General features: G+C 75.4%; 12 protein-coding genes. 5 read left to right on the top strand and 7 right to left on the bottom strand.

The window, feature by feature from the left end:
* Nucleotides 1–671 (top strand): CPBP family intramembrane glutamic endopeptidase (locus DMH08_RS34965; RefSeq protein WP_148108625.1); only part of this gene is annotated, 671 nt, incomplete at its 5' end.
* An 84-nt stretch (nt 672–755) separates the two neighbouring features.
* Here the strand turns inward: DMH08_RS34965 and DMH08_RS34960 are convergent.
* From DMH08_RS34960 to phoU, 4 genes are all read right to left on the bottom strand, one after another.
* Complete coding sequence (locus DMH08_RS34960) at nt 756–1544, bottom strand: hypothetical protein (RefSeq protein WP_125620380.1); 789 nt, start codon at nt 1542–1544, stop codon at nt 756–758.
* A gap of 19 nt (nt 1545–1563) precedes the next feature.
* Nucleotides 1564–2946 carry a serine/threonine-protein kinase gene (locus tag DMH08_RS41255; RefSeq protein ID WP_199748149.1) on the bottom strand — a complete coding sequence of 461 codons (1383 nt, stop codon included), beginning with the start codon at nt 2944–2946 and terminating at the stop codon, nt 1564–1566.
* On the bottom strand, nt 2933–5035 hold the full coding sequence (locus tag DMH08_RS34950; protein WP_125620378.1) for an outer membrane protein assembly factor BamB family protein: 2103 nt from the start codon (nt 5033–5035) through the stop codon (nt 2933–2935). Before DMH08_RS34950 ends, DMH08_RS41255 begins: the two co-directional genes overlap by 14 nt.
* 156 nt (nt 5036–5191) lie before the next feature.
* On the bottom strand, nt 5192–5854 hold the full coding sequence (gene phoU, locus DMH08_RS34945) for a phosphate signaling complex protein PhoU (RefSeq protein WP_026404814.1): 663 nt from the start codon (nt 5852–5854) through the stop codon (nt 5192–5194).
* A 179-nt stretch (nt 5855–6033) separates the two neighbouring features.
* On the opposite strand from phoU, the gene DMH08_RS34940 reads away from it, so the two are divergent.
* A complete protein-coding gene (locus DMH08_RS34940; RefSeq protein ID WP_026404815.1) occupies nt 6034–7215 on the top strand; it encodes a sensor histidine kinase in 1182 nt (393 codons plus the stop codon).
* Nucleotides 7212–7892: a response regulator transcription factor gene (locus tag DMH08_RS34935; RefSeq protein WP_026404816.1), complete on the top strand. Its 681-nt coding sequence runs from the start codon at nt 7212–7214 to the stop codon at nt 7890–7892. Before DMH08_RS34940 ends, DMH08_RS34935 begins: the two co-directional genes overlap by 4 nt.
* Before the next feature lie 166 nt (nt 7893–8058).
* Here the strand turns inward: DMH08_RS34935 and DMH08_RS34930 are convergent, their stop codons facing one another.
* A complete protein-coding gene (locus DMH08_RS34930) occupies nt 8059–8943 on the bottom strand; it encodes a hypothetical protein (RefSeq protein ID WP_125620375.1) in 885 nt (294 codons plus the stop codon).
* Between the two features lie 200 nt (nt 8944–9143).
* Nucleotides 9144–9890 (bottom strand): hypothetical protein, encoded by a 747-nt coding sequence (locus DMH08_RS34925; RefSeq protein WP_125620373.1) that lies wholly within the window; start codon nt 9888–9890, stop codon nt 9144–9146.
* Nucleotides 9891–10278: 388 nt separating this feature from the next.
* On the opposite strand from DMH08_RS34925, the gene DMH08_RS34920 reads away from it, so the two are divergent.
* On the top strand, nt 10279–10761 hold the full coding sequence (locus tag DMH08_RS34920) for a CarD family transcriptional regulator (RefSeq protein WP_026404819.1): 483 nt from the start codon (nt 10279–10281) through the stop codon (nt 10759–10761).
* 22 nt (nt 10762–10783) lie between these two features.
* Entirely contained in the window at nt 10784–11254 is a 471-nt protein-coding gene (gene ispF, locus DMH08_RS34915; protein ID WP_125620372.1) for a 2-C-methyl-D-erythritol 2,4-cyclodiphosphate synthase, read from the top strand.
* Here ispF and fahA read toward each other — a convergent pair.
* Nucleotides 11249–12463 (bottom strand): fumarylacetoacetase, encoded by a 1215-nt coding sequence (fahA, locus tag DMH08_RS34910; protein WP_026404821.1) that lies wholly within the window; start codon nt 12461–12463, stop codon nt 11249–11251. The two genes, ispF and fahA, sit on opposite strands and share 6 nt — an antisense overlap.
* Between the last annotated feature and the right edge of the window lie 120 nt (nt 12464–12583).

Below are 12583 nucleotides of genomic sequence, written 5' to 3'. Positions count from 1 at the left end.
GGCGGCGCGGCGAACCCGTCCCGGCGCGGGCCGTCCGGTTCCGCGCGTCCGCCCTGCTCTGGTCCCCGGCGCTGCTCGTGCTGGCCTCCGCGACCGTCGTGGCGGGCGCGTTCCTGGCGCACGTGGCGGGCGGCCCGGCCCTCAGCCTGGACGCCGGCAGGGACATGATCGAGGCCAACCCCGGCGGGCCCGTCTCCTTCCTCGCCACCATGCTGCTCCTCGGCCCGCTGTCGGAGGAGCCCGGCTGGCGCGGCACCGCCTACCCGCGGATGCGCGCGACGATGAACCGCTACCAGGTCGCGGTGGTGCTGGGCGCCATCTGGGCCGTCTGGCACATGCCGCTGTTCTTCGTCCACGGCACCGTCCAGAACGAACTCGGCGCGGCCACCCCGGCCGGTGCGCTCTTCGCCTTCAGCTCCGTCCCGATGGCGATGCTCGTCTGCCACGCCTACGAGCGCGCAGGCGTCCTCGCCGCGGTCGCCACGCACTTCGCCGCCAACCTGACGATGGTGATGCTCGGCGTCGAGGAGCCCATCGTGCTGGCGATGATCACCGGCATCCAGGCGGTCGTCGCGGTGGCCCTGCTCGCGGCCGTCCGCGAGGGGCGCGCGCCCGGCGCGCCCGGTGGGGCCGCCCCGGCCGCCCGCCCGGAGAGCGCCCGCGTCGGCTGACCCGCCCGCGGCCGTCCGGTCAGGTGTGCTTCATCGAGAGTCGTGCCGCGGAGGCCCCGGGACCGGTCCCGGCGCCTCGGCGGTTCACCTGGGCGGCTCCAGTTCGAGCAGGTGCGACGGGACGAGGGCCGCGTGGACGAGCAGCACGACGATCAGGTTGTGGTTGAGCGCGTTGCCGATCGGCGGCGGAAGCTCCTCCTCGCGGAGCCCCGCGAAGTCCCTGCTGAGCCGCAGGCGCACCTTCTCCACGACATGCTGCGCCCGCCTGGCGTTCCACTTCCCGTCCGGACGGGCGAGGTTCAGCTCCGCCGCGACCTGCGCCCACGTGAGCGGCACCGGGTTCGGCTCCTGCGCGAGGTAGCGGCGCGCCAGGCACGCGAGGACGAGCCGTTCGGTGTCGTCCCGCAGCAGCGCGCCGTCCGGTTCGGCGGTGCCGAGCTCGTGCAGGTCCGGGGACCCGGCGCGGGGGCGTCCGGCGATGCGCGTCTCCAGCAGGTGCTCCCGCTCCGGGCCGATGACGAACAGCGGCGCGTACGCCGCCGGCAGTTCGGCCTCGTGCCCGCCGAGCACCAGCCGGTCGGGGAAGCGGATGGCGCGCTTGCCCGTGTTGTAGAGCATCCAGCGCGACCCGTCGTGGCGGATCAGCCCCTGCCGCCGGCTGACGTGCCGGTCGTCCGCCCCGACGCAGACGTGGACCTCGGGCTCGCACCGCCCGAAGACCACCGTGAACCCGGCGTCCGGCGCGACCCGCATCCCGCCGTTCGGCCCGCGGACGAACAGGGTGCCCGGGGCGGCCGGGGGAAGCTCGTACGCGAGACCCGGGCCGCCGGCGGGCAAGAAGTCGACCTTCGGCGTGAACGCCGCCAGCGTCATGGTGCCGTCCTCCCGTTCCTCAGATGCTGCCTTCGGCGTGGCCCGTGCCCTGCCCGGCCGTGGCCCCCTGCGTGACCAGCCGTCCGTTCGCGTCGACCTTGTAGCGGATCACTCCGCTCCCGCCGTTCGTCACGTCCAGCTCCCACACCGTCCTCGGGACCGACGCCGGGATCGGCACCGACACCTCCCACGGCAGTTCGACGTTCTCCACGGTCCGGGAGTCGCCGTTCACCGAGTACGTCAGGGACTCGACCTCGCCGTCGCCGCTGACCAGGAACCGGATCTCCCCGACCGGCGCCGGGGGCGCGCTCGTCGCCGGGACGGCCGCGGACGGCGGGGCGGGCGCGGCGGCCGGCTCCGGCCCGCCGCCGCGGCCCTGGAACCACACGGCGGCGGAGACCGCCGCGACCACGGCCAGCGCGGCGGCGACCGCGGCGACCGCGACGCCGGCCCGCGCGGGACGGCCGCGCCCGCCGCCCGGCACCGCCGGGCGCTCCGCCGCCGCCCGCCGCCGCTCGATCTCCGCCGCGATCCCCGGCGGCCAGACCGCCGCGCCGGGCGCCGGCCCGGGCGCCGCGCCCGGGGACGTCCCGGCCGCGAGCCGCTCGGCGAGCCGCGCGGCGGTCGGGCGGCGGGACGGTTCGCGCTCCATGCAGTCGGCGATCAGCGCCCGCAGGTCCGCGTCGGCGACCCGGTCGAGCCGCGGCCGCTCCGACCGCAGCCGCAGCAGCTGCTCGTGCCACGTGCCCGCGCCGAACGGCTCCCGGCCGGTCGCCGCGTACAGCAGCGTCGCGCCGAACGTGAACACGTCGCTCGGCGGGCCGATCGGCTCCCCGGCGGCCTGCTCGGGCGACATGAAGCCGGGCGCGCCGAGCGGCGTCCCCGCGCTCGTGATCGTCGCGGCGTCCAGCGCGCGGGCGATCCCGAAGTCGATGACGCGCGGGCCGTCCGCCGCCAGCAGGACGTTCGCGGGCGTGAGGTCGCGGTGCACGACCCCGGCGCCGTGGATCTCGACCAGCGCCTCCGCGACGCCCGCCGCCAGCCGCCGGACCGCGTCCGGCGGCAGCGCCCCGCCCGAGCGGACGGCGTCCCGCAGCGGCACCGAGGGCACGAACTCCGTCGCCAGCCAGGGCGGACGGGCGTCCGGAGCGGCGTCGACGACCGGCGCCGTGAACCCGCCGCCGACCGTCCCGGACAGCTCGGCCTCGCGCCGGAACCGCTCCCGGAACCGCGCGTCGGCGGCGAACTCCGGATGCACGATCTTGACCGCGACCGCCCGTCCGGCGGCGGACCGGCCCAGGTAGACGGTGCCCATGCCGCCCGAGCCGAGCCGCGCGACGAGCCGGTAGACGCGTCCCGAGGTCTCGACCGAGCGCGGGTCGCCGGGCTCAAGAGCCTGCACGTGATCCTCCGCGTGAGTCCGGCGGGGCGAGCGCCCGGACCCGCCGGTCCGAGGTCGCGACGCACACGACCCCGGCGACGCCCACCGGCACGCCGAGCCGCGCGGCCCGCTCCGCGGCCGCCTCCGCCCCGCGGGTCCAGCGGACGCGGCCGTCGGCCGCGTCCAACGCGTACAGTGTGCCGTCGCCGCACGCCGCGTACAAGATTCCGCCGTCGAGCGCCAGCGCCGTCGCCTGCGACCGCGGGTCGTTCGCCGCCCGCGCGACCCGCCGCGACCAGGCGCGCCGCCCGGTGGCCGCGTCGAGCGCGACGACCACGCCGTCCTCGCCCTCCACGAACACCTTCCCCGCCCCGGCCCCGCTCGAGAAGGCGGTCATCGCCCGCCGCTTCCAGAGCGCCTTCCCGTCGGCGGCCCGCAGCGCGTGCAGCGTCCCGAGCCTGTCGGAGGCGAAGACCCGCTCCCGGTCGAAGCGCAGGTAGGCGCCGTAGTCCATCGGGTACCGCCACCGGATCCGCCCGGACGCCGGGTCCAGCGCGACCAGTTCGGTCTTCGACGCGGCCACGACGAGACCCGCCCCGGCGGCGAACCCGTCCGGGGTCGGCGCGCCGATCAGGCCGGACGTCCAGCCGCGGCGCCCGTCCTTTCTGCCCAGCGCGCCGACGCGCTCCCGCCGGTCCGCCCGCCGCGGCGAGACGCCGAAGCAGACGACGTCCGCGGCCACCGCCAGCGGGCCCGCGCTCTCGCCGACGTCGGCGTCGGACCGCAGGCCGTACGTCCACCGGGTGTCGCCGGACGCGGCCCCGACCGCCCGGAGCCGCCGGCCGCCGTCCTCCGCCAGGAACACGTCCGCGCCCGCCGCCGTGACCCCGGCGGCCCCGCGCTTCCACCGCACGCGGCCGGTGCGCGGGTCCAGCGCGCGGACGTCCTCCCCGGCCCGCACGAGGAGCACGCCGCCGGCGCCGTGCAGCTCGACGTCCTCGTCGCCCTCGTACGACCGCTCCCACAGCCGGACGCCCTCCGGCGGCGGCTCCTCCGCGTCCGGCCCGGCCGTGCCGCCGCCCGCCTCGCCGCCGTCGGCCGTCCCGCCCGGCAGCGGCACGCTCGCCACCGCCGCGAGCGTCAGCACCCCGGCGCCGAGCCCCGCCACGACCGTCCGCCGCCCCGGGCGCCGCGGCGCGGGCTCCGCGCGGGCCGCCGCCGGGACGACCTCGGCGGTGCGGCGCTCCACCTCCGCCGCCACCGGCGCGGGCAGCCACCCGACGCCCTGCAGCGACGGTGCGTCCGGGCCCGGCCGGCCGAGCGCCTCCAGCAGCCCGGCCGCGGACGGACGCGCCGACGGCTCGGCCCGCAGGCACGCGGCGAGCAGGTCGCGCAGCCCGGGGTCGGCGACCGCGCCGAGGTCCGCCGCGCCGGTCAGCACCCGCAGGTGCCGGGCCCGCGCCGTCCCCGTCCCGAACGGCTCCACGCGCGTCGCCGCGTACGCGAGCGTCGCGCCGAGCGCGAACACGTCGCCGGGCGGCCCGACCCGCTCGCCCCGCACCTGCTCGGGGCCCATGTACCCGGCCGTGCCGATCGGCGCGCCGGCGCGGGTGATCGCGGTGGCGCCGTCCGGCCGCGCGATCCCGAAGTCGATCACGCGGGGGCCGCCCGCGGTCAGCAGCACGTTGCCCGGCTTCAGGTCGCGGTGGACGAGGCCGCCGCGGTGGATCGCGTCGAGGGCCTCGGCGAGCCCGGCGGCCAGCGCCCGCAGCGCGTCCGGCGGCAGCGGGCCGAACCCCGCGACCGCCTCCCGCAGCGACGGGCCCGGCAGGTACGCGGTCGCGAGCCAGGGCGTGGCGGCGTCCGGGTCGGCGTCCAGCACCGGCGCGGTGAAGGACCCCGCGACCGCGCGGGCCGCGTCGACCTCGCGCCGGAACCGGGCCCGGTACCGGTCCTCGCCGACGAACCGGCGGTGCACGACCTTCACCGCCACCGGCCGCCCGCTGCGCGCCCGCCCCAGGTAGACGACGCCCATGCCGCCCGCGCCGAGCCGCGCCACGACCCGGTACGGGCCGATCCGGCGCGGATCGTCCGGCTGCAGCGGCTCCACCGGGGCTGACCCTCCGTGAGACGGCGACTACGGCCCCGAAAGGCTAACGGCCCCCGGCTCCGCCCGCGCGGGCTTTTCCGGAGGCCGCCGCCCGGCGCGGCCGGCCGCCGGCCGCGCCGGGCGGGGGCGTCGGCACGACACCGGAGGAGGAGGGAGTCAGGAGATCTCGTTGATCTCCTCGGGGCGCTGGCCCGTGACCAGGTACACGACGTTCTCGGCGACGTGGACGGCGTGGTCGGCGAAGCGCTCGAAGTAGCGGCCCGCGAGGGTGATGTCGACGGCCGGTTCGACGCCGTGCTTCCACTTGGGGGAGAGCAGCTTGTCGAACAGGCGGCGGTGCAGGCGGTCCATCTGGTCGTCGTCGGCGTCGAGTTCGAGGCCCATCTCGACGTCCTGGGAGGCGATCACGCTGCCCGCCTTGGCGATCATGCGTTCGGCGATCTGCCCCATCTCCAGGACGGTCGCCTGCAGTTCCGGCGGGACGGCCGGTTCCGGGTGGCGGCGGCGGGCGGTCTTGGCGATGTGGACGGCCAGGTCGCCCATCCGCTCGAGATCGCCGCTCATCCGCAGCGTGGTGATGAGCGTGCGCAGGTCCCCGGCGACCGGCTGCTGCCGGGCCATCAGGTCGAACACCGTCTGCTCGATCTCGGCGTCGATCTTGTTGACCTGGTCGTCGGCGCTGATGACCTCCTCCGACAGCCGCAGATCGGCGTCGAGGAGAGCGGTCACCGCGCGGGCCATCGCGGAGCGGACGAGCCGGGTCATCTCGACCAGCTTGTCGCTGAGGGCGTCGAGCTCCTCGTGGTAGGCGTCGCGCAATTCGGATCCTCAGGGAGAAAACGTCGGAGGGCTGGGGGAGTGGACGCACTCGCCCACGTCATAGCATGCCGGGCCGGTGTGAATACCTCCGTATAAGAAGGTGAACTTTCGGGGAACGACACCGCGTTGACCTGCACGTTGGGACTCCTTGGGGTCGAGGCCCGCTTACCATCCGAGGTGTGGAGGTCGAGATTGTCGCGAGCCTGGTCGGGCTTGCCGGGCTCGCCATCGGGCTCGCGACGGGATTGGCGGTGCGCGTGAGCGAGCGAGCCCAGCGGACGGCGGCCCCGGCGACGCCTGTGAGCGGCATGCCCCCGGGCATCGCGTCCGTCCTGAGCGTCCTGCGGTCGTCGGCCGTCGTCGTCGACGCCGAGGACCGGGTGCTGCGGGCCAGTTCCGCGGCCCGCGCGTTCGGCCTGGTCAGCGGTGACCGGCTCGTCGTCGACGAGCTGCTCGCCATGGCCCGGCTCGTCCGCCGCGACGGCGAGATCCGGGAGACCGAGATCCAGGTCGTCCCGTCCCGCATCCGCGCCCGCGCCGAGGGCCGCTGGTTCGCGGTCCGCGTCGCGCCCCTCGGGTCGCACGGCCTCGTCCTGGTCCTCGCCGAGGACCTCACCGACATGCGCCGCACCGAGGCGATCCGCCGCGACTTCGTCGCCAACGTCAGCCACGAGCTGAAGACGCCCGTCGGGGCGCTGTCGCTGCTCGCCGAGACCGTCGAGGGCGCCGCCGACGACCCCGAGGCCGTGCGCCGGTTCGCCGGGCGGATGCAGATCGAGTCCGTCCGGCTGAACAACCTCGTGCAGGACCTCATGACCCTCTCCCGGGTGCAGGGCGACGAACCGCTGCCCGACCTCGGCCCCGTCCCCCTGGACGACGTCACCGCGGAGGCCATCGACCGCTGCCAGATCAAGGCGTCCAGCAAGGACATCGAGCTCGCCACCGGCGGCACCGGCGGGCTGCGGGTGCGCGGCGACGTCGAGCTGCTGACCACCGCGCTGCGGAACCTCATCGACAACGCCGTCGCCTACAGCCCCGAACGCACCCGCGTCGTCGTGTCGACCCGCCGCTGCGACGACCGGTTCGTCGAGATCAACGTGACCGACCAGGGGATCGGCATCCCCGATGCCGAGGTGGAGCGGATCTTCGAGCGGTTCTACCGGGTGGACCCGGCCCGCTCCCGCCAGACCGGCGGTACGGGCCTCGGTCTGGCCATCGTCAAGCACGTCACCAGCAAGCACGGCGGGGACGTTACGGTGTGGAGCAAGGAGGGGTCCGGGTCGACGTTCACGATCCGGCTTCCGCTGCTCGACCCGCCCGTCCCCGCCGCCCTGAACACCGCCCGGGAGGCAACACCGTGACCCGCGTTCTCGTCGTCGAAGACGAGGAGTCGTACAGCGACGCATTGGCGTACAACCTGCGCAAGGAGGGCTTCGAGGTGGCCGTGGCCGCCACGGGCCCGGACGCCCTGGACATCTTCGAGCGCAACGGTGCCGACCTCGTGCTGCTCGACCTGATGCTGCCCGGGCTGCCCGGCACCGAGGTCTGCCGGGAGCTGCGCACGAGGTCCAACGTCCCGGTGATCATGCTGACCGCCAAGGACAGCGAGGTCGACAAGGTCGTCGGGCTCGAGCTCGGCGCCGACGACTACGTCACCAAGCCGTACTCCCCGCGCGAGCTCATCGCCCGCATGCGCGCCGTCCTGCGCCGCCAGGGCGAGGACCCCGAGCCCGCCCCCGCGACGCTGGAGGCCGGCCCCGTCCGGATGGACGTCGAACGGCACGTCGTCAGCGTCGGCGGCGAGCCCGTCCAGCTCCCGCTGAAGGAGTTCGAGCTGCTGGAGGTCCTGCTCCGCAACGCGGGCCGCGTGCTCACCCGCATGCAGCTCATCGACCGGGTGTGGGGCGCGGACTACGTCGGCGACACCAAGACGCTGGACGTCCACATCAAGCGGCTCCGCGCCAAGATCGAGGAGACGCCCTCCACGCCCCGCTACATCGTCACCGTGCGGGGCCTGGGCTACAAGTTCGAGCCCTGATCGGCGGCGCCCTCCCGCCGGTCGCGACCGGCGGGAGGGGCCGCGGACGAGCGTGCCGAGGCCCGGACGGCGACCGGTTCGCCGCCCGGGCCTTCGCGCGTCCGGGCCCGGGAAGCGCGACGGCCGGGCACCCCTCGGGGTGCCCGGCCGTCCGCGTGCGCGTCGGTCAGTGGCCGCCTGCGGCCGGGGACTCCGTGGCGCCGGGCGTCGCCTCACCAGTCGGGGTCGCCTCACCCGTCGGGCTCGCCTCGCCGGTCGGGGTCGCCTCGCCGGTCGGCGACGGCCCGGTGTTCGGGCGCGGGCTCGTCGTGCCGGGCGGCTGCGTCCCCTGCGGCGGGCTGGCCAGCGGGAACGTCGCGTAGTCCTGCTGGCGCGCGACGACCGGGATCTGCAGCTCGATCGCGCCGGCGTTCTTGAACTGGAGGCGGACCGGCACCGGCGTGCCGGCGACGAGCTGCTGCTTCAGGCCCTCCAGCACCACGAGCGGGTGCCCGGTGCCCGTCGGAGGCGGCGTCTGCGGCGGCTCGGCGGTGTTCTCCTGCGTCGGCGACGCCGTCGCCGAGGCGGTCGAGCCGGGGCCGGTCGTCTCGGGCGCGGGCGTCCCGGTGGGGGTCCCGCCGGGCTGCTGCGTCGTCGGCCCCGGAGTGGGGGCGCCCTGGCCGAGCAGCCGCGTCACGCCGCCCTTGCCGTCCGGCAGCGCGCCCGGCACCGCCAGCGAGCCGCCCTCGATGCGCGCGCCCGAGAACATCGGCGAGCTGACCGAGACGAGCGTGTCGGCCTTGCCCTCGACCTGGTTGATCAGGGAGCCGTACAGCGCGAGCGGCGTGCCGGTGGGCACGGGCGGGCCGGCCTCGGGGGCGAGGAGGAACATGTTGCGGAGGGAGACCTGCGCGGCTCCGTCGGCGGGCAGCTGGGCGTTGATCCCCTCGCTGAGGCGCGTGGGCATGGCGCTCTGCGGGGTCATGCCGGCGCCGCAGCCGGAGATCACCGGCGCGATGGCGACGGCGCCCGCGACGGCGAGCGTGACCACTCGACGGCTGTTACGGATCACGGCGTCGGTCTCCTCGTGGATAAGGCGTTGAGATCTGAAGATCGGCGTGAGACACGCCAGAGGAAGCGTAGCGAGGCCCGCCCGCGAACTCCGCTTCGGGGTGCCGACACGCGGACATCGTCCCGGCGGAACGCCGGAGGCGACGGCCCGGACCGCCGCCCGGAGGGCGACCGTACCGCGCCGGGGCGGCGCCCGGGGCGTCAGCCCACCGTCAGGTCCTTGATCTTCTGGTCCAGATCCTTGCCCGCCCGCGGGTCCGGCACGACGTGGGAGACGATCCCGTCCGGTTTGACGAGCACCGCGGTGAGCGCGGTGCCGGGCTCCGGCGCGTACGCGGCGGCCAGCAGGCCCCGCCCGTCCTCCACGACCAGCGGCGCGCCCCGGTGCGCCGTGCCCGCGCACTTCTTGACGTCCTTCACCGGGACGGGCTCGCGGCCGCCCGCGGGGCGGGGGTCGGGGACGAGCCAGAAGTTGAGCTGCGGCGCCCCGGTCAGGCCGGCGAGCTCGGCGATCAGCGGCCCGCAGCGGAACCCGGGCGGGACGATGCCGATCACCCCCGGGCGCATCTCCCGCATCGGCTTGGCGGACCCGTCCGCGAGCGCGACGCTCCCCGTCGGCAGCAGGCCGCCGACGGTGCCGGGGCTCGCGGTCGGGTTCGGGGCGAGCCGCGCGGTCGTCGGACGCGGCGCGGGCTGCGGGCCGAACGCCGTCATCAGCGCCCCGCTGATCAGCGCGACCAGCAGCGCGCCCGCGATGATCGGGACGGCGACGCCGAAGCGGGTGAGCGGGCCGGTGACCCGCCGGAGCCGGGCCCGGCGCCGGCGGCGGCGCTCCTCGCGGTGGTAGGCGAGGACGTCGCGGTCGAGTTCGCGGGCGTCGTCGGGCACCACGATGTCGACGCGCGGAAGCCCGTAGTCGTCCGGGTCCGGGTCGCCGTGCGACCTCACGCCAGCATCACCATCCTCGATCCACCGGTGACCGCCGTCCGTTCCCCAGAGAGAAAGGGGAATGTCCCGTTTGTGGCCCTTCCGGCGCTTCGTACCCGCGCTGCGCGGCAGGCTCACCTCCCAGTATGAGGTGCTTGCGGGTGAAGCGCCGAAGTCTTCTCCGGCCCGGGGTCTTGCCGTCCGGGCCGCCCTCCCGATAGTGGCCGCCGGGCCGCGGCGGCGTGACCGGACGATCGCGCCGCGTGGGCGGAACAACGGGCCGAAGCACCATCAACGAGCTTTGTCAATGGTCCAATATGGGGGTTGACCTGGGCATATGCCATCAAGGCCGGTGCGGCCTCGTCCGTTTCCGTGCTATCCTGGTTCTAGCGGAAGGGGTACTTGTCACATGACTTTCCAGGTCGGCGACACCGTCGTCTACCCCCACCACGGGGCTGCTCGGATCGAGGCCATCGAGACTCGCACCATCAAGGGTGAGGAAAAGACCTATCTGGTCTTGAAGGTCGACAAGGGCGACCTGACAGTACAGGTTCCGGTTGAGAACGTCGAGGACGTGGGTGTCCGCGACGTCGTCGGCCAGGAGGGTCTGGAGAAGGTGTTCGAGGTGCTGCGCGCACCCTACACCGAGGAGCCCACCAACTGGTCGCGCCGGTACAAGGCGAACCTTGAGAAGCTCGCGTCCGGCGACGTCAACAAGGTCGCGGAGGTCGTCCGCGACCTGTGGCGGCGCGACAAGGAGCGCGGCCTGTCGGCCGGCGAGAAGCGCATGCTCGCCAAGGCCCGGCAGATCCTGGTCAGCGAGCTCGCGCTCGCCGAGAAGACCAACGAGGACAAGGCCGAGGCGCTGCTCGACGAGGTCCTGGCCGGCTGAGTTGGGCGCACGGTTTCCCCGGGTGGGCGTCGGTGTCGACGTCCACCCGTTCTCGTCGGAGCCGCGCACGCTGCGGGTCGCCGGGCTGGAATGGCCCGGCGAAGGCCACGGCCTGGCCGGGCACTCCGACGGCGACGTCGCCGCGCACGCCGCCTGCGACGCCCTCCTGTCGGCCTGCGCCCTCGGCGACCTCGGCGCCGTCTTCGGCACCGCCGACCCCCGCTGGTCCGGCGCGTCCGGCACGACCCTCCTGCGCGAGGTCGCCCGGCTCGTCGACGAAGCCGGATACGACATCGGCAACGTCGCGATCCAGGTCATCGGCAACCGCCCGAAGATCGGCAAGCGGCGCGACGAGGCCGCCAAGACGCTCGCCGAAGCCCTCGGCGGCGCCGACGTGTCGATCTCCGCCACCACCACCGACGGGCTCGGCCTCACCGGCCGCGGCGAGGGCCTCGCCGCCATCGCCAACGCCCTCGTCGTCCCGCGCTCATAGCCGCGCCGGCAGCACCGTCCCCGACACCTCGCCCAGCGAGATCGTCGCGCCGCCGGCGCCCGGCGCCCACGCCCGCACCGTCACCGTGTCGCCGTCCTCCAGGAACGTGCGCTCCATCCCGTCGAGCACCAGCGGCTCCCGGCCGTTCCAGCTCAACTCCAGCAGGCACCCACGGTGCTCCCGCTCCGGACCCGACACCGTCCCGGACGCGAACAGGTCGCCCGTCCGCAGCGGCGTCCCGTTCACCGTCGCGTGCGCGAGCTGCTGCGGCGACGTCCAGTACATCGCCGCGAACGGCGGCCGCGCCGCCACCCGCCCGTTGATCAGCACCTCCATGCGCAGGTCGAGCCCCCACGGCTCGTCGCACCGCAGGTAGTGCAGCGGCTCCGGGTCCTGCGGCGGCGGCTCCACCCGGGCCGCCTCCAGCGCCGCGACCGGCACCACCCACGGCGACACCGACGTCGCGAACGACTTGCTCAGGAACGGCCCCAGCGGCTGCGACTCCCACGCCTGCAGGTCCCGGGCGCTCCAGTCGTTCACCAGGACGAACCCGAACACGTGGTCGCGGAACGCCCACGTCGGCACGCCCCGGCCCGCGCCCGACGGCACCCCCGCCACGAACCCGACCTCCGCCTCGAAGTCGAGCCGCGCCGACGGCCCGAACCCCGGCTCGTCCTCGCCGCCCGCCCGCCGCTGCCCGGACGGCCGCACGATCGGCGTCCCCGACGGGAACACCGTCCCCGCCCGCCCGTGGTACGCGACCGGCAGCCGCTTCCAGTTCGGCGCGAGCGCCTCCCGGTCCGGGCGGAACATCCGCCCCACGTTCGACGCGTGGTGCTCGGACGAGTAGAAGTCGACGTAGTCCGCGACCTCGAACGGCCGCAGCAGCACCACGTCCCGCACCGGCACCAGATGCGGCTCCACCCGCTCCCGGAGCCCCGCGTCCGTCAGCAGCTGGACGAGCCGGTCCCGGTTCGCCCGCCAGACCGGACGTCCCGCGGCCATGAACGCGTTCAGCGAGCCCGACGCGAACCACCGCCGCCCGTCGACCAGCCCGTCCGCCGCCAGCCCGGCGAGGTCCAGCACCCGGTCGCCGATCGCCACCCCCACGCGCGGCAGCTCCCGCGGCCGCGCGAACACCCCGTACGGCAGGTTCCCGATGCCGAACCCGCCGTCCGCGGCGCTCTCCACCCACGATTCGGTCGTCATGGAGTCAGGTGTTCCCCGTTGCCGCGCGTTCTGACCAGCCCGAGATCATTGAGCTCGCGCACCAGCCCCGCCACGTCCGGGACCGCGAACCCCGCGAACACCCGCCGCACCGCCCCGGCC

Source organism: Actinomadura sp. WAC 06369 (assembly GCF_003947565.1).
GTDB lineage: Bacteria > Actinomycetota > Actinomycetes > Streptosporangiales > Streptosporangiaceae > Spirillospora > Spirillospora rifamycini.
This window is presented reverse-complemented; position numbering and strand designations above follow the sequence as displayed.

What these genes read in the sequence shown, in the direction of transcription:
- DMH08_RS34960 (WP_125620380.1), bottom strand. Translation starts at nt 1,544, where the DNA reads ATGACGCTGGCGGCGTTCACGCCGAAGGTCGACTTCTTGCCCGCCGGC.
- DMH08_RS34920 (WP_026404819.1), top strand. Translation starts at nt 10,279, where the DNA reads ATGACTTTCCAGGTCGGCGACACCGTCGTCTACCCCCACCACGGGGCT.
- fahA (WP_026404821.1), bottom strand. Translation starts at nt 12,463, where the DNA reads ATGACGACCGAATCGTGGGTGGAGAGCGCCGCGGACGGCGGGTTCGGC.